The 17,863-nt window shown below is 42.5% G+C and carries 16 protein-coding genes; 13 read left to right on the top strand and 3 right to left on the bottom strand.

The window, feature by feature from the left end:
• The first annotated feature begins 77 nt into the window (after positions 1–77).
• The 7 genes from QEP06_RS07885 to QEP06_RS07855 all read left to right on the top strand — a co-directional run bounded on the left by QEP06_RS07885 (position 78) and on the right by QEP06_RS07855 (position 8,135).
• Entirely contained in the window at positions 78–2,189 is a 2,112-nt protein-coding gene (locus tag QEP06_RS07885; protein WP_285269781.1) for a TonB-dependent receptor, read from the top strand.
• Between the two features lie 253 nt (positions 2,190–2,442).
• Entirely contained in the window at positions 2,443–3,156 is a 714-nt protein-coding gene (locus tag QEP06_RS07880) for a hypothetical protein (protein ID WP_285269780.1), read from the top strand.
• A complete protein-coding gene (locus QEP06_RS07875) occupies positions 3,144–3,659 on the top strand; it encodes an acyl-CoA thioesterase (RefSeq protein WP_285269779.1) in 516 nt (171 codons plus the stop codon). The genes QEP06_RS07880 and QEP06_RS07875 overlap by 13 nt, the downstream gene beginning before the upstream one ends.
• A gap of 27 nt (positions 3,660–3,686) precedes the next feature.
• On the top strand, positions 3,687–4,622 hold the full coding sequence (locus tag QEP06_RS07870; protein WP_285269778.1) for a 2-hydroxyacid dehydrogenase: 936 nt from the start codon (positions 3,687–3,689) through the stop codon (positions 4,620–4,622).
• A gap of 83 nt (positions 4,623–4,705) precedes the next feature.
• The gene (locus QEP06_RS07865; protein WP_285269777.1) at positions 4,706–5,980 is read left to right on the top strand and encodes a serine hydrolase domain-containing protein; all 1,275 of its coding nucleotides are present in this window, start codon (positions 4,706–4,708) and stop codon (positions 5,978–5,980) included.
• Between the two features lie 29 nt (positions 5,981–6,009).
• Positions 6,010–7,677: an Ig-like domain-containing domain gene (locus QEP06_RS07860; protein ID WP_285269776.1), complete on the top strand. Its 1,668-nt coding sequence runs from the start codon at positions 6,010–6,012 to the stop codon at positions 7,675–7,677.
• Positions 7,677–8,135 carry a heme-binding domain-containing protein gene (locus tag QEP06_RS07855; RefSeq protein WP_285269775.1) on the top strand — a complete coding sequence of 153 codons (459 nt, stop codon included), beginning with the start codon at positions 7,677–7,679 and terminating at the stop codon, positions 8,133–8,135. The genes QEP06_RS07860 and QEP06_RS07855 overlap by 1 nt, the downstream gene beginning before the upstream one ends.
• Here the strand turns inward: QEP06_RS07855 and QEP06_RS07850 are convergent.
• Genes QEP06_RS07850 through QEP06_RS07840 form a run of 3 tightly spaced genes read right to left on the bottom strand, consistent with a single transcriptional unit; the run spans position 8,132 to position 10,045 of the window.
• Entirely contained in the window at positions 8,132–8,464 is a 333-nt protein-coding gene (locus tag QEP06_RS07850) for a hypothetical protein (RefSeq protein WP_251832408.1), read from the bottom strand. The two genes, QEP06_RS07855 and QEP06_RS07850, sit on opposite strands and share 4 nt — an antisense overlap.
• Positions 8,465–9,280, bottom strand: a complete 816-nt coding sequence (gene panB / locus QEP06_RS07845; RefSeq protein ID WP_251832409.1) for a 3-methyl-2-oxobutanoate hydroxymethyltransferase — start codon at positions 9,278–9,280, stop codon at positions 8,465–8,467.
• A 51-nt stretch (positions 9,281–9,331) separates the two neighbouring features.
• Complete coding sequence (locus QEP06_RS07840; RefSeq protein ID WP_251832410.1) at positions 9,332–10,045, bottom strand: Crp/Fnr family transcriptional regulator; 714 nt, start codon at positions 10,043–10,045, stop codon at positions 9,332–9,334.
• Between the two features lie 91 nt (positions 10,046–10,136).
• Here QEP06_RS07840 and QEP06_RS07835 point away from each other — a divergent pair, with 91 nt between their 5' ends.
• The 6 genes from QEP06_RS07835 to ccoG all read left to right on the top strand — a co-directional run bounded on the left by QEP06_RS07835 (position 10,137) and on the right by ccoG (position 17,858).
• Entirely contained in the window at positions 10,137–12,530 is a 2,394-nt protein-coding gene (locus QEP06_RS07835; RefSeq protein WP_285269774.1) for a heavy metal translocating P-type ATPase, read from the top strand.
• 168 nt (positions 12,531–12,698) lie between these two features.
• Entirely contained in the window at positions 12,699–12,911 is a 213-nt protein-coding gene (ccoS, locus tag QEP06_RS07830) for a cbb3-type cytochrome oxidase assembly protein CcoS (protein WP_251832412.1), read from the top strand.
• Positions 12,912–12,915: 4 nt separating this feature from the next.
• Positions 12,916–15,195 carry a cytochrome-c oxidase, cbb3-type subunit I gene (gene ccoN, locus QEP06_RS07825; RefSeq protein ID WP_251832413.1) on the top strand — a complete coding sequence of 760 codons (2,280 nt, stop codon included), beginning with the start codon at positions 12,916–12,918 and terminating at the stop codon, positions 15,193–15,195.
• Between the two features lie 27 nt (positions 15,196–15,222).
• The gene (locus QEP06_RS07820) at positions 15,223–15,414 is read left to right on the top strand and encodes a CcoQ/FixQ family Cbb3-type cytochrome c oxidase assembly chaperone (RefSeq protein ID WP_251832414.1); all 192 of its coding nucleotides are present in this window, start codon (positions 15,223–15,225) and stop codon (positions 15,412–15,414) included.
• 17 nt (positions 15,415–15,431) lie between these two features.
• Entirely contained in the window at positions 15,432–16,310 is an 879-nt protein-coding gene (locus QEP06_RS07815) for a cbb3-type cytochrome c oxidase N-terminal domain-containing protein (protein WP_251832415.1), read from the top strand.
• A gap of 99 nt (positions 16,311–16,409) precedes the next feature.
• Positions 16,410–17,858 (top strand): cytochrome c oxidase accessory protein CcoG, encoded by a 1,449-nt coding sequence (gene ccoG / locus QEP06_RS07810; RefSeq protein ID WP_285269773.1) that lies wholly within the window; start codon positions 16,410–16,412, stop codon positions 17,856–17,858.
• The last annotated feature ends 5 nt before the right edge of the window (positions 17,859–17,863 follow it).

The following is a 17,863-nucleotide window of genomic DNA, read 5'->3' as shown; positions in this document are numbered from 1 at the left end:
ACATTGATAAATTAAAAAGATTGCTACATTGATCTAATCGCCCCTTTTATTCAATTAATCTTAAAAAAATTAAAAGAATGAAAGGATTTTTTATTTTAGGCCTCGCTGCAGGGCCAATTTTCTACGCGCAAACGTCGCAGGACACGCTGAAAACCTACACCATTGAAAGCGTAAACTTCACCAAAAGACTTCCGGTCTCAAAAGAAATCATCAATGTTGAGCGCGATCTGGCGTTCAAGAATCTCGGTCAGGATCTGCCGATTTTACTTAAAAACCAAACCTCCGTAATTTCCACGTCAGATGCCGGAAACGGCGTTGGATACACAGGTTTCAGAATTCGTGGTGTTGGTGGAAACGGCATCAATGTAATGATGAACGGCATTCCGTACAATGATTCGGAATCCCAGGGAACTTTTTTCGTAAATGTTCCGGATCTCACCAGTTCGGCTTCACAAATCATCATTCAGCGCGGTGTAGGGACATCTTCTAACGGAGTTTCTGCCTTTGGCGCGAGTGTCAACGTGATTTCTAAAAATCCGGAGGAGAAGTTTTATATAAAATCCGACAACAGCTACGGATCGTTTAACACCTATAAATACTCCGCCGAAATCGGTTCCGGTAAATTCTGGAAAGACCGGCTGTCATTGATGGGGCGTTATACCCACATTCATTCTGACGGATATATCGACCGGGCTTTTTCTGATCTTAATTCTTACAACTTTACCGCGCTTTTTGAAGAAAACAGAACCAAAATCCGTTTGATGGCGTTTGGAGGCAAAGAAAAAACATACCAAGCCTGGAACGGAATCGATAAAGCAACTTGGGAAACCAACCCAAAATTCAACTATTCCGGGGCGATCTATGATGCGAACTGGGAAAATATTATTGGTTTTTATGATAATGAAACCGATAATTACCGACAAAATCATTATCAGCTTTTGTGGGAACAGGAACTGAACGACCGTTGGAATATGGAAACCACTTTCCACTACACCAAAGGCAAAGGTTATTACGAAAATTATAAGCAAGATGTTAAATTTTCAAAATACAATCTTCCCAATATTTTCCAAACCGGTACCGAGATTAAAAGAAGCGATTTCATCAGAAAAAAATGGTTAGATAATGATTTTTATGGAGTAGTTTCAACTTTATACGGGAAATTTGAAAACTTGGATTTGAATTTCGGATTGGTTGGTAATCAATATTATGGGCGTCATTTTGGAAATGTGACGGGCGTGTATTTCCCACAAATCGATGAACATGAATATTACAGGAACAACTCGCTGAAAAATGAAGTGGCGGGATTTGCAAAATTTATCGTTACAAAAAACCGTTTTGAGTTTTTCGGAGATCTACAGCTCAGAAACATCACCTACGACACCAAAATTGTACAACAAGGAGATGATGAAGGAGTGAATCTCGATAAGAAATGGACCTTCTTTAACCCAAAAGCAGGAATCAATTATAAAATCCCGGCAGGTAAAATTTTTATTTCCGCAGCCGTTGCGCACCGGGAACCGAACCGTGATGATCTTTTTGCAAACCCACAAACAGAAGCAGAAAAACTCTACGATTTCGAAGCGGGAATCGAGAAAAAAACAGGGAAAGTTTCTTTCACAGGGAACCTTTATTATATGAACTACGTGAATCAGCTTGTTTTAAATGGGCAGATCAATAATGTAGGCGAATTTATTCGGGTGAATTCCGGGCAAAGTTACCGAATGGGAGTAGAATTGGGCGCACTAGCGCAACTTTCAGAAAAGGTGAACCTTTCGGGGAATGTAACCTTGAGTAAGAGCGAGAATAAAAGCTTTAAGAACGAAACTTCCGAAGGAATTGAAATCTTGGGAGATACACCAATTTCTTTCTCCCCAAACTTCATCGGAAATCTTTTAGTGAATTACACTCCAAATAATAAACTGAGTTTTAGCATTCAAAATCAATATGTTGGAAAGCAGTTTCTTGATAACACGAACAACGAGAATCTGCAATTGAAAGATTATTGGCTAACCGACTTCAATGCAAAATATACTTTGAATATCAAAAAAACGGAAATCGATTTCAAATTGCTGCTCAATAATATTTTCAACAAGAAATATGTAAACAACGGCTTTGTGTATGATGGACCCATGTACTTTTCGCAAGCCGGCACCAATTTCATGTTTGGGATGAGCTACAGTTTTAAATAAGTTGATGGAAGCTTAACAATACACGTAAATCTTTCACTTTTTCGTAATTTTGAATTCTAAATAACTTAAAAACTCAGTGATGAAAAAAACATTCTTCTTTGGTGAGCGGAAATTACGTGGGCCAGCGCTAAGCAAACTGAGACAGTAAAATTCAGAAAATAAATTTCATTTTTTTATTTTATTTAAAAGGCTGCAGCTCTGCAGCCTTTATTTGTTTTGAAAAAGTGCTTCAAAAGGCATAAATTTGCACGATATGGGTTTTATATCTCTCATTTTAGAATTTCTGAAGAGTAACCGCCGGCTTTCATTTGCCGGTTTCGGAACTTTTTATCTTCAAAATATTCCTGCGCAGATAGAATCTGACGCCAAAACCATTTCACCACCCGGTATTGAAGTGGGCTTTGACGATTCCGACGGTACCGATACGGAAGATTTTGCTGCGTTTTTCGCGTCCAGGAAAGGCATTTCTGTGCAGGAAGCTGCTGCAGAAATCCTGAAACAGGTCAATTTCTGGAAAGCCGCACTTCAGAAAGAGGAAAGCCTTGCGATAGAAGGCGTCGGGAAGTTTTTTCTAAATGACAGCACACTCGTCTTTCGCGGCGAGAGGCTGCAGAATACCGCACCAGATTTTTACGGTCTTGAAGAAATTAATCTTGCAAAAATCGCCAAGCCGGGCAAATCGCGGAAAGCAGATTATAAACTTGGGACATCTGCATATTGGCTTCTGCCACTGATCTTAATTATTTCTGTGCTCTTTTATTTAGGTATCGCAAAACCGGAACTGATTTTCGGCGCACGGACCCATTTTGAAACTCCGAAACCTACACCGGTGAAAGTTGTAAAACCTTCCCGTCCGGATTCTTTACAAATTCAAATAAAATCAGACCCAAGCGTCACAGACAGCATAATAAATCCGGCGAACGCCACTACATCTTTAAAAAATAAAAGTACACGATGGGGAAAATAAAAAAAGCCGCTGATTCTCTGACGGTTATGACGAATATCGTACTGCCGAACGAAACCAATTCCCTTAGAAACCTTTTTGGTGGCGAACTGCTCGCTAAAATGGACCGTTGCGCGTCTATATCAGCAGCAAGACATTGCGAGCGCCGCGTGGTGACAGCGTCTGTGAATCATGTTTCATTCAACCATCCTATTCCCGAAGGTGGCATTGTGGTGCTGGAGTCCAAAGTTTCGCGGGCATTTTCTACTTCGATGGAAATCTACGTCGATGTTTGGTTGGATGATCCTATCAATCAAAAAAAAATACATACCAACGAGGGTATCTACACCTTTGTTGCGGTCGACGAGTTTAACAGGCCGATCCCGATTCCGCAGATGGAACCTGAAACGGAAGAGGAAAAACAGAGGTTTGATGCAGCTTTGCGACGTAAGGAACTGTCGCTGATTCTCTCTGGCCGAATGAAAGCGGCGGATTCCATCGAGCTTAAAAAGCTTTTCAGCAGCTAAAAAACGCCTTTTTATACAGCTTTTCGAATGAAAATTCTGCAAATTGACAAAAACCATCCGCTCCTTACCGACCAGCTGACAGCGGCTGGCTTTATGATAGAAGATGACTTCAGTTCAACTTACGCGGAAATTTGCGAGAAAATCTCCGTGTATGATGGAATTATCATCCGCAGCCGGATTCCGATTGATCAAAATCTGCTCGAGAACGCAACACAGCTAAAATTTATCGCACGCGTAGGTTCCGGAATGGAAAATATCGATTGTGAATTTGCGAAAAGCAAAGGAATCGAACTCATCAACTCACCCGAAGGAAACCGCGATTCTGTTGCAGAACATGTTTTGGGGATGCTTCTGATGCTGATGCACAGACTTCAGATCGCTGCTTCGGAAGTAAAAAACGGCATTTGGCGACGCGAGGAAAACCGCGGTGACGAACTTCGCGGTAAAACTCTTGGCGTCATCGGCTACGGCGTGATGGGAAAAGCTGTGGCCAGGAGACTTTCGGGCTTTGGCGTTAAGGTAATATTCTACGATATTCGGCCTGATCTTTCGGATGAATTCGCGGAACAGGTTTCCTTAGAAGATTTAAAAAAAGAAGCGGACATACTGAGCATTCATTTGCCCGAAACGCCGGAAACATTGCATTTTGTGAATGAAAAAATGATTTCGGAAATGCAGAAAGATTTCTATTTGGTGAATACGGCGCGCGGAAAAAACGTAAACACGAAAGACCTAGTCAATGCTTTAACTTCGGGAAAAATCAAAGGTGCATGTTTAGATGTGCTGGAATTTGAAAAACCGTCATTTGAGAACCTGGAGATTGTAAATGAAGACTTAAATTACCTCTTAAATACTGATAATGTAATCGTTACACCACACATTGCCGGGTGGACAGTTCAAAGCAAAAAGATGCTCGCACAGGTGATCGTCGATAAAATCAAAGCGAAATTTCAGCCAAATTAACATTCTTTTATGACGGCAGTCTTACCTTTTTCTGCTTAAAACCTCTTACCTTGCGTCACTTTTTAAGCTCAACTGCCTTTTTAATGACAACATTCCGAAGGATTTTTCTACTTCTTTTTTTCAGTTTACTGATTTTCTCATGTAACAAACAAAATGAGGAAACTGTACCGCCAACGGACCTTCCAAATTTCAGCGCAATAGACCTCGACGGTATCTTTAAAAATAAAGACAACCGCCTGAAAAACAAAGATTCGATCGTCAGCGTAATCGATAATTATTACGAAAAGGTTTGGGAAAAAGGGGACCTTTGGGGTAGCTTGCTCATAGCTAAAGGCGACAAAATAATCTACGAAAGTTACCGTGGCTACAGCCAGGATAACAGACAGGCGCCCATTAATGATACAGTGGCACTGCACGTAGCATCGGTTTCGAAATCAATTACTGCAATCGCGACACTGAAACTGGTGGAAGCCGGCAAGATCGGCCTACATGATCCGCTTTCAAAATATTTTCCGGGATTTCCGTATCCAAAAGTCACTGTTTTCAACCTGCTGAACCAACGCAGCGGTTTGCCCAAATATGAATATTTCGTGGAAAAGATTTCTCCTGCACCGGCAGAAGTTTCTAAAAAATTCCTGACCAACCGTGACATCGTAAATCTACTTATCCGTTACAAACCGGAGCTTTCGCGGCCCACCGATACAGGTTTTATGTATTGCAACACCAATTATGCGCTGCTTGCATCCCTGGTGGAAAAAGTGACGGGCGTTCCGTTTCCGGAGGCGATGCAGCAAATTGTCTTCCGGCCATTAAAAATGAAGGATACGTATATATTCCAGGAAAAAGACACTGCTACGGCTGCGAAATCTTTCTTGCAGCGCGGGCCTAAAGTTTATCCTTATGACAGGCTTGATGCCATCTACGGCGACAAAAATGTGTACACCACTCCACGTGACCTTTTGAATTTCTCTAAGGCACTTTATGCCAAAAATTTCCTTCGCGCAGACCTTCACAATATGGTCTTTGAGCCGTACAGCAATGAGCGTCCGGGCGTGAATAATTATGGACTCGGATTCCGGATGAAGATTTTCAACAATGGCGAAAAACTCACGTACCACAACGGATGGTGGCACGGTACTAATTCTGTGTTTGCGCATCTGTTGAAGTCTAATGTCACCATAATTGCGATTGGCAACAAATATTCGCAAAGAGTTTACACGTCGCTGGCACTTTCAGGACTTTTTGAAAACTTTCCGGCAGAAACCGAAAAACTGGCGAAACTGATGCACGAAAATTCTGCACCGATTGCTCCCGCGGTACCTCCGGAAACAAACGCCGGCGAGCCTTACAGCGAATAATTTCTTATTTTTGCGCAAATACCTTTTTAATGAAGAAAGTTGTCTTTCTTTTTCTGAGTCTTCTGCTTTTTTCATGCGCACGCGTGGGATCGCCGGTCGGTGGTGACAAAGACACTTTGCCGCCGCAGGTAGTCGGTTCAAATATTGATACTTCGAGAGTGAACGTTCCGCGTGACATCCGTGAGCTCAGAATAGATTTTGATGAGTATATCACCTTGAAAGACATCAACAGACAGCTTATTATTTCTCCACCACTGCGCAAGATGACCAAGATCATCCCGTCCGGCTTGGCAAATAAATATCTGCTCATCAAATGGGATGATACCCTGCAGGCCAACACCACTTATAATTTTAATTTTGGCAATGCTATTCAGGATAACAACGAGGGTAACCCGCTCCGCTACTATAATTTTGCTTTTTCTACCGGTGAAAAAATAGACGACCTATACATCAGTGGCGAACTGAAAGATCTGATGGCAGAAGAAACTTCGGTTTCTACCGAAAAAGATTTGGTAGTAGGTTTATATACGGCAAAAGATTCTATGGAATACCGCCAGAAGCCGTATTATATAACGAAAGCTGATCCGGACGGCTATTTTGAACTCAACTACCTTTCACCGGGCACTTATCGTATTTTAGCCTTCGAAGACGGAAATTCAAACTCCGTGTATGATGCCGGAAAAGAAAATGTTGCATTTTTAAAGGAACCTGTTGTTTTGGACAAAAATATTTCAGGTCTCAATCTCACCTTGTATCCATCCCGAAAAGCGGTGAAATATGTGGAAATGAAGGAGGCGCCGGGTGGAATCCTGATGACATTTGAAGGCAATCCGCAAACGGTAAATGTACTTTCTTTAAATGAAAAACTGCAGGATTATAAGGTGACACACAAGCCAAAATCAGATTCTGTACATATTTGGTTCGATGCGCAGAAACAGGATGTGGGAATCTCGGCCAGTGAAAATTTGCGCTTTAGTTATGATGATGGCCTGAAGAAAGATTCTGTCTCACTTTTCTACCGTTACAATACGCGGAATGAGCTGACACTTTCAAATAACAAAGGTAATTTGTTAGCACCAGGTGACGGCTTTACCATTTCTTCGAATTACATTATCGACAGCATCCAACCCGAAAAGTGGACCTTGGTCTCCGACAGTCTGTCGCAGCCGTTTACTGCGCGGATTAATGAGAACAACCGTTTTGAAGTAAACATTCAAAGTGAATTTAAAGAAGGTAAAAAATATTCGCTTACGGTTCCACGTGAAAGTTTAAGTTCTTTTTATGTTTCGGTCCCGAAATCTTACCGTTTTGACTTCGAGGCGGATAAGACCGAAAATTACGGTTCGCTGGTGCTTACCTTAGACAACATACCGGAAAATACATTCTGGCTGCAACTTCTTACGGATAACAATAAGATTGCTTATTCTTCCACAGGCAAAACCGCGGTATTTACGTTTAATGCTTTAAAACCGGGAAGATACAAAGCCCGAATCTTGGTTGATAATAACGAAAACGGCATCTGGGATTCTGCGGATTTACTCACCGACGAGTTCGCTGAAGACGTTTATATCCTCAATAAAACCATTGAGATAAGACCACTTTGGGAAATACGTGAAACCTGGGACCTGAAAGCTGCCGAAGATAAACCCGGGCTGCAGTCTTCCGGCGAAACTACCTCAACACCAGTAATTCCATAATGAAAATTTTCCTGAATATAATTTATTGGACACTGATTGTCATCGCACTGATCCAGTTTATTCCCGTAGACCGAAACAATAAACCCGTAAAGCAGGAAGAAAACTTCGTGAAGCTTATGAATACGCCACCAGCAGTACGCCAAATTCTAAAAAAAGCTTGTTACGACTGTCATTCAAACGAAACCGTGTATCCTGACTATGCCTTTGTAGCTCCAATTTCCTGGTCAGTTAAAAATCACGTAAACGAAGGTCGGGAGCATTTAAACCTTTCTGTTTGGGGAAGGTACAATCCTGATCTAAAGAAAAGTATGCTCGAAAACAGCGTCCATTCGGTAAAAGAATATGCGATGCCGCTGCCAGCCTACATCACACGTCATCCCGAAGCCAATCTTACGAAGGCTGAACGCGTGTTACTTACAAATTATTTTGAAGAAATTCTTAAATCGGGCGCGTATTAGTTACGGCGAACTGTTCTTGGGCGGTTGAAAATTGAAAGTAAAACGCCGGCAAACAAACCAATAGTCTTAATCACCGCAAACTGTGAATCCTGTGGAAGGAAAGCACCGATAATACAAAGCGCTGCCGCTGCGTACATAGGATACAGCATGTTCTTATTGGCGAGCGTAGGTGCCTGAAAATAGAAACTGGCTCCGATCAAGACATAGAAAACCTTGTTGTACAGCAGATCATTTATTTCGGGTGAAAAAAGGTTGAAAAAACCTACGATAAGGCAAAGTAATGCGGCAATCGAAAGGATTCCCTGGATGGTTTGTGTATTGGTATTCATTTAGTAACTTTCATTTTGATTAGGGAAATCAGCAGTTTTCACATCTTTTACGAATTGTGAAACTGCGCCTGTGATTTCTGTATAAAGGTCGAGGTAGCGCCTGAGGAATTTAGGCGAAAAACCGTGGTTCATCCCCACCATGTCGTGATATACCAGCACCTGACCATCACAGTCTGCGCCGGCACCAATCCCGATGGTTGGAATTGTGATATTTTCAGTGACTTTTTTCGCCAGGTTCGCCGGAATTTTCTCCAGTACAAGCGCAAAACAGCCGAGTTCTTCCAGTAATTTAGCATCGCTCAAGAGTTTTTCAGCTTCCGCTTCCTCTTTTGCGCGAACTTTATACGTCCCGAACTGGTAGATGGACTGCGGCGTAAGGCCGAGGTGACCCATCACAGGGATACCGGCATTGATGATTTTCCGGATCGATTCTTCAATTTCGATGCCGCCTTCTATCTTCACCGCATGTGCACCGCCTTCCTTCATCATGCGTACCGCTGACTCAAGTGCCTTGTCCGGATTGCTTTGGTAGGAACCAAACGGCAAATCTGCAACCACCAGTGCACGCTGTACACCGCGCACCACACATTGGGTGTGGTAGATCATTTGGTCTAAGGTAATAGGAAGTGTCGTTTCAAAACCTGCCATCACATTTGCTGCAGAATCACCGATGAGGATTGATTCTACGCCACCGGCATCCACCATTTTCGCGGTAGTGAAATCATATGCCGTAAGCATGGTGATTTTCTCTTTGTCGAATTTCATTTTTCGCAAAGTTTCGGTGGTGATTTTCTTTATTTCGGAATGTACAGACATTAGGTTTGTTTTAAAATAATTATTAACCGGCTGCGCAAAAATTTAGAAATACTACAATGTCACGTGACCCAGCTTGATGAGTTTTTCGTGATTCAATATTTTTAAATTCCGCCCGTCAGCTTCGATCAGGCCGTCCTGTTTGAATTCTGAAATCAAGCGTATCGCGCTCTCTGTGGCAGTTCCCACCAAATTAGCGATTTCTTCACGGGTTAACGTGATTTTGATAAAGCCTTCCGGGTCTGTACCCAATTTCTGTTCGAGCAGCAGCAGAATTTCAGCAAGGCGTTCACGCACTGTCTTTTGTGCTAAAACTGTCACCGTATTTGAAGATTCGCCAAGTTCAAACGCAATTTTCTGTAGCATAACGAAAGACAGTTTCGGAAATACTTCCAGCAGATGAAGAAAAACATCTGATGGTAAAAAAGTAGCTTCCACGTCGGTCATCGCCTCTGCTTTTGCCTGAAACTGCTCACCACAAAGCAATGAACGATACCCAATAAGATCACCTTCTTTGATGAATCGCAGGATCTGCTCTTTTCCGTAAACACCTTGCTTGCTGAGTTTTGCGGTTCCTTTATTCAAAAAATAAACGCCGTTTGGCGTTCCTCCATCATCAAAAATGGTCTGTCCCTTGCGGAATTTCAGGTTTTGTTTTGCGTTAACATAGCGCGAATAATCTTCGGCAGACAACATTTCCTTAAACGACTCATCACTAAATACTTGTAATAGATTTTCCTCGATCAACTTTTGTTTTTCCAGCGACATATTTTATGACATTTATCAGCAAAAATAGGAATTATAAAGCCTTGGCACAAATATAATTGTCATAAGTTTGCATTCCTTTTTTGCCCTTATAATGTCTGAAAACTGTTTCCACTGCGGCCAAAGTATCGTGAAAGAGCGTATTGCATTTGACGATAAAGAGTTCTGCTGTGCGGGCTGCAAATCTGTCTATGAAATATTAAATCTAAATGACTTAGGCGATTTCTACGAACTGAACAGACAATCGGGCATACGGCCGGACGAGTCGCAAAATTCCCAGTTTGATTACCTCGACACCGCCGAAATTTTCGACAGAATCACAGATTTTTCGGAGGGTGACACTACGATAGTCAATTTCAAGATCCCGGTAATCCACTGTTCCAGCTGTATCTGGCTTCTCGAAAGCCTTCATACACTGAACAAAAACATCAAATATTCTCAGGTCAACTTTACGCGCAAGACCGTTCAGATCTCATTCAATGCTAATGCTTTACCGCTTAGCGAACTTGCAAAGTTCCTTACCAATCTTGGCTATAAACCGGTTATCACGCTAGAATCTGCCGAAAGGAAAGAAGAGAAATACGACCGTTCATTGATTTTAAAACTCGCTGTGGCAGGTTTTGCCTTCGGAAACGGAATGTTCTTCAGCTATCCTGAATATGCCGAACAGATAATGGGGACCACCGACTTCTGGATGGAAAAATACAAACATCTGTTCAGGTTTATCACTTTCTCGCTCGCCACACCGGTTGTTTTCTACTCCGCATCAGGTTACTTTAAATCAGCCTGGTATGGCCTGAAAAACAAAGTCGTAAACATCGACGTTCCGATCGTTTTAGGAATCATTATGCTTTATGGCCGAAGCATTTACGAGATACTTACAGATTATGGCCCTGGCTATTTTGATACGCTTTGCGGACTACTTTTCTTCATGCTTTTGGGTAAACTTTTTCAACAGCGGACGTACGGCGCGCTTTCTTATGACCGCGATTACAAATCCTTCTATCCTATCGCCGTAACCAAAGTTGATTTTAATGGTCAGCACGAAAACATTTTGCTGTCCGAACTGGAAATAGGTCACCGAATTTTGGTCCGCAACCAGGAAATAATTCCGGTAGATGCCATTCTGATCAGCGGTGAGGGCAATATCGACAACAGTTTTATTACCGGCGAAAGTGCTTCGGTGCCTAAAAAACCGGGCGATAAGATCTTTGCGGGTGGCAAGCAGGTGGGTTCCGCGCTTGAGCTTGAAGTCATAAAAACCGTAAACCAGAGTTACCTTACGCAGCTTTGGAACAAAGAAGCATTTAAAAAACACGAGACCGGCCTTGATACGCTGACGAATAAAATCTCCAAATATTTCACTTTCATCATCTTAGGGATTACACTGATTGCCGGAATTTACTGGGCGCAGGTTGATTTTGAGAAAATGTTCCAGGTAGTGGCCGCCATCCTGATCATTGCGTGTCCGTGTGCGCTGGCACTTTCGGCACCTTTTACCTTCGGTCACGTGATGCGGATTCTGGGCCGGAATAAATTCTACGTCAAAGACACGCTTACGATTGAAAAACTGGCAAAAACCACGTCGCTGGTGTTCGATAAAACCGGGACAATCACATTCAGCAACAAAGCAAATATCGCACTTGAAGGTGCTGAACTCGAAGAATTTGACCTTAAAAACATCAAAACACTCCTGAACAACTCCAATCATCCGCTTTCGAAAGCTTTGTATGACTTTCTTCCGGCCAATGACGACCATTTTCCGGTGACGAATTTCATCGAAACTGCGGGTAAAGGCTATGAAGCGGATGTACGCGGACGCCATTACAGGATTGGTTCTGCGAAGCTCGTGGGTGTAAAGTCGAAAAATCTCGAAACTGCGGTGTATATCAGTAAAAATGATCAGTTACTGGCAAAATATGTCTTCAAAAACGAATACAGACCGAATTTAGCACATCTTTTTACTAAGCTGAAAACATACGCTGTGCATATCCTAAGCGGTGACAATTCATCGGAGGAAAAATCACTTGCTGAGATCATTCCAAATGCAGCTGGAATGGCATTTAATCAAAGTCCGGAGGATAAGTTGATGTACATACAGGCATTACAAAACCGCGGCGAAAAAGTGGCGATGGTAGGCGACGGCCTGAACGATGCCGGAGCGCTGAAACAGAGCGATGTAGGAATTGCGGTGGCCGATGACACGCACGCTTTCACTCCTTCCTCAGATGTCATCATGGCGGGAGTAAAACTGCCGGCTCTCCACGATTATCTAAACTTCACTAAAGATGCGATGACGATTGTGAAGATTACGTTTGGGATCAGTTTCTTCTACAACATCATCGGGCTTTCTTTTTCGGTCACCGGCCACATGTCACCTCTTTTCGCGGCAATCATCATGCCCATCAGTTCGATAAGTGTAGTAGCTTTCACGTCTGCAAGTACGTGGTGGAGGAGCCTGAAGTATTTTAGACTGAAAACAGATTAGAAGGCAAAAATGCAGGGATATTTATTTAAAAATGTATTAATCAACAACTTAAGTTAAAACAGAACCGACGAGGTAATTTTATGTTAAATAGGCGACCGGTTATATTATAATATTATCATAAATTTTGAGTAATTTTGAAGCGGTTTTTCGCTAAATTTGCACTGGAATATGGATATTTTATATTTGATGATTCTCTGCAGCGTTTCAGTAGCTGTGATTTTCTTAATCATCTTTATTGTAAGTGCAAGAAAGGGACAGTTCGAAGATGACGAATCGCCCGCAGTGCGCATTTTGCTCGATAATGAAGTCGTGAAAAATGAGCCCGAAACCTCAAATGAAACTGAGCAAAAAAACAAAAAAACAGACGAAATAAGTGAATAATAATATGGAAACACAAAAGTTTAGTTACGACAACAATATTGTGCGGGCGTTCCTTTACGCGACCGTTGTGTTCGGTCTCGTAGGATTTCTTCTAGGCCTTATTGCTGCGCTGATGCTGTTCTATCCGGAACTACCTGAATTTATCTTTGGAACCGATGACACCACGATTAAAAGTTTACAGAGCGGAAATCTGCAGGGTTTGATCAACTCTCAGGGTGCATTTGGTTTTGGCCGAATCCGTATGCTGCATACCAGTGCGGTAATCTTCGCATTTGTCTGTAACGGTTTTTTTGCTGGTGCCTATTATTCAATCCAAAGATTGCTTAAAACCCGCATGTACAGTGACACGCTTTCGTGGATTCACTTCTGGGGATGGCAGCTGATGATCGTTTCGGTAGTGATTACTTTCCTTATGGGTATCAACACCTCAAAAGAATATGCAGAACACGAGTGGCCAATCGATATCCTGATTACCGTGATTTGGGTGATCTTTGGTATAAATATGTTTGGAACCATCATCAAAAGAAGGGTTCGCCACTTATACGTTGCCATCTGGTTCTATCTTGGCACCTGGGTTGCAATTGCGATGCTTCATATCTTCAATAACCTTGAAGTTCCGCTTTCATTTGCAGGCTGGAAATCTTATTCGGCTTACGCCGGTGTAAAAGATGCGTTGGTACAGTGGTGGTATGGCCACAATGCGGTAGCATTCGTACTTACGACGCCAATCCTCGGTTTGATGTATTATTTCTTACCGAAAGCTGCAAACCGTCCGGTTTTCTCATACAAATTATCAATTATTCACTTCTGGTCACTTATTTTCGTGTACATCTGGGCGGGTCCTCACCACCTTCAGTATACGGCAATTCCAGGTTGGGCGCAGGCTTTGGGAACAGGTTTCTCCATCATGCTTATCGCACCGTCTTGGGGTGGTATGCTGAACGGTCTTCTTACACTTCGTGGCGCCTGGGACAAGGTTCGTGAAAATCCAGTGTTGAAATTCTTCGTTGTGGCGATTACCTGCTACGGTATGGCTACTTTCGAAGGACCACTTTTAGCGACTAAGACATTAAATAAAATCGGGCACTTTACAGACTGGGTAATCGGTCACGTACATATTGGTGCACTTGGCTGGAACGGATTCATGACTTTTGGTATGATCTATTACCTTCTTCCAATAATGTGGAGAACTAAGCTATGGTCTGTTAAATTAGCCAACTGGCACTTCTGGCTGGGAACTTTAGGTATCATTTTCTACGCCGTGCCACTTTACATCGCCGGTTTCACACAAGGATTGATGTGGAAACAGTTTAATCCGGACGGGACTTTGGTTTACAAAAACTTCCTTGATACGGTAACGGCGATCATTCCATACTACCAGATGAGATTTGTAGGCGGATTGCTTTACATCTCCGGAGCTATTTTAATGGCGATCAACGTAGTTGCAACAGTACGTCAGGGCTCATTCCAAAAAGAAGTTCCGGCAGAAGCACCTGCACTTGGAAATATCAGTAAGAAAAGAAAAGAAGGCGAAGGCTATCACCTTTGGCTGGAAAGGACTCCGGTTCTATTGACTGTACTATCCTTTGTAGCAGTAGCAATCGGTGGTTTCATTGAAATTGTTCCTACTTTAGCGATAAAAGACAACGTACCGACGATTTCGGCAGTGAAACCATACACTCCGCTGGAGCTTGAAGGCCGCGACCTTTATATCCGTGAAGGCTGTAACGCCTGTCACACGCAGATGATCAGACCATTCCGTGACGAAGTTGTAAGATTTAACGGTAAAAACGGACAGTATTCCAAAGCTGGAGAGTTTGTTTATGACAGACCTTTCCTTTGGGGATCGAAAAGAACCGGTCCGGATCTTCACAGACAGGGTGGGAAAAACCCAAGCTCATGGCACTACAGACACATGCTTAACCCTAGGGTAACTTCCGCAGGTTCTATTATGCCTAGATATCCATGGTTGATCTCAAATGATTTGGACCGCAGTAAAATGGTAGATAAGATTAAACTTATGAAAAACAGTTTCGATGTACCGTATACGCAGGCACAGATTGATTCGGCTGATACCTGGGCGGATAACCAAGCATCGTTGATCGTAGGTCAGATTTACGCAGAAGCAGCTGACGTGAAAAAGGCCTATGAAGATAAAAAAGCAGCTGAAGGTGCAGATTTCACTCCACTTGAGAAGAAAGAGATCGTTGCGCTGATTGCTTACCTGCAAAGGCTGGGAACAGATATCAAGACAACCGAAATCAAAACTGCGAGCACGAAATAGATCTTCACATTTAAAAAAGGCAAAGCAATGATTCCTCAAAATGTAAAAGACATTCTTTCAAACTCCGAAAATACGGGCCTGTACCAAACATTGGCGCTAATATTGTTCCTGCTTTTATTTCTGGGAATTACATATTATGTGTTTTCGAGACCGAAGAAATATTACGATGAGGAGGCCAGCGCACCCCTGGACGATGACAACGAAGACAAAAACTTTTAATTTTTAAAGAAATACCCATGAAACAGAGAACGCCGGTATTCGTAACCATTCTTGTTATAGTAGCACTGCTTATGCTGGCCTGCTATATGTTTATCCAGAACTCATCATTTTTACTGTCAGCCTATTTTTGGGGCACGGTAGTGATTGTGAGTATCATCGCGATGATTCAGCACGCTATTGGAGATTTGGTAGAGAATGTTAAGTTTAAAAGACTAACTGATCAGGAAAAAGCTGAATATCTGGAAGCTAAAAAAGTTCCTTATTTCAAAGCACTTTACGAAAGTGCTTTCAAGAAACAGTCGGCAAGCGAGGAAAAAGATATTCTAATCGACCACGGTTTCGATGGTATCATGGAGCTCGATAACCAGTTGCCAAAATGGTGGCTAGGCCTGTTCTACTTCGGTGTTGCATATTGTATCGTGTATTTGGTTGCGTATTCATTTACCGATTTTGGTCACCAAATGGCTGAATATGACGAAGAATATGCGGCACAAACGGCAAGCATTGCTGAGTACATGGCCAACACGCCTCCCCCAACTATTGAAAACGCAGTCTACAGCCCTGATAACATCGCGGCAGGCGAAGAAGTTTTCAAAACAAACTGTGTTACATGTCACGGTGATGGCGGACGCGGTGGAATCGGGCCAAACCTTACCGATAATGCATGGATCAACCAGCCGGAGAAAACTTTATTTAAAAACGTTTTCCACATGGTTGAAAACGGAAGCCAGAATAACCCTACCATGCAGGCTTTCGGAAAGAACAACGTACTTTCTGGGTTCGATATCCAGAATGTAGCAGCTTATGTTTATCATATAAATCAGGAGCAACCTCCGGTAACGCCTGCCAACGGCGGAGCGGCACCGCAGGGAACACCTGCAGCCTGGGAAAAATAGCGAATTTTCCCATATAATATAATCATAAACATAATGCGTTATTCAAATCAAAAAATAGCGGATTATGTTTTTTGTTTTTAAAAAAAATGAGTTTGTAACATGTCGGATGATCAGTTTATAAAAGGAGGTCAGAACCAGGTTGTGGAAGCAGAAACCTTCCGCGATTCTGTGGGAACTATGGATCAGTCAGGAAAGCGCAAATGGGTCTTTCCGCGCAAACCGAGAGGCAGGTATACCAATTACAGAACGCTGGTTGCGTGGTTCCTTTTAGCCATATTCTTCGCACTGCCATTCATCACCATTAACGGCAATCCGTTCCTGATGCTCAATTTTGTCGAGCGGCAGTTCTTTATCGGCGGACAACCATTCTACCTTCAGGATTTCTTCATACTGGCACTTGGAGCCATTACTTCAATTGTTTTTATCATTCTTTTCACCGTAGTTTTCGGCCGTATATTCTGCGGTTGGATCTGCCCACAAACTATTTTTCTTGAGATGATCTTCCGTAAGATCGATTATCTGATAGAAGGTGACAGAAACAAGCAGATGAAACTGGACAGACAGGAATGGGACGCTGAAAAAATCTGGAAGCGGTCTCTGAAATGGTCAATATTCATCATTATTTCCCTTATAATCACCCACTGGATGTTCATGTACATCGTGGGTTATCAGGAAGTATTCGAAATGGTGAAACAGGGCCCGATGAACAACTTTACAAGTTTTCTTGTGATGATCCTGTTTACCGCGGCATTTTATTTCACTTTTGCATGGTTCCGGGAACAAGTTTGTACGCTAGTTTGTCCTTATGGCAGACTGCAGGGTGTGTTAATCGATAAACAGACAATCAACGTCTATTACGATTTTAAGCGTGGCGAAAACCGCTCGAAATGGCGCAAGGGAGAAGACCGCCGCGCAGAAGGAAAAGGTGATTGTATTGACTGCAACCAATGCGTGGTTGTTTGCCCGACAGGAATCGATATCCGCGACGGACAGCAGCTTGAATGCGTAAACTGTACAGCATGTATCGATGCCTGTGATGAAGTGATGCTGAAAGTCGGGTTGCCATTAGGTCTTATCCGATACGCTACAGAAGATGAAATAGAAAAAGAAGAATCTTTTAAATATACCGGCAAGATGAAAGCATACACTGCAGTGCTCGTTTTGCTCGTCGGTTTTTTAGGATTTCTTCTTACAAACCGCGGAAGTATGGAAGCGAAATTCATTAAACCAGCAGGTTCTACCTACTTTGTACGGGAGGGAAAGATCACGAATATCTATAATTATACTTTCCTTAATAAATCAAACCAGGACCAACTTGTAACCATTAAAGTCATAGAGCCGGCACATGGAACCATCACACTGAGTTCAGACAATAAAATATTACTCAAGCGCGACCAAATGACCAAAGGAACTGTAAATATCAGTTTCCCGGAGAAAGAGATTAAGTTTTCAAAACAAAATGTCACGATAGGCGTTTATGATCAGAAAGGCGAACTTTTAGATTCATTCGACACCTATTTTGAAGGTCCGTTCACATTACAATTTTAATAAAA

Source organism: Kaistella rhinocerotis, from assembly GCF_030243905.1.
Lineage (GTDB): Bacteria > Bacteroidota > Bacteroidia > Flavobacteriales > Weeksellaceae > Kaistella > Kaistella rhinocerotis.
This window is presented reverse-complemented; position numbering and strand designations above follow the sequence as displayed.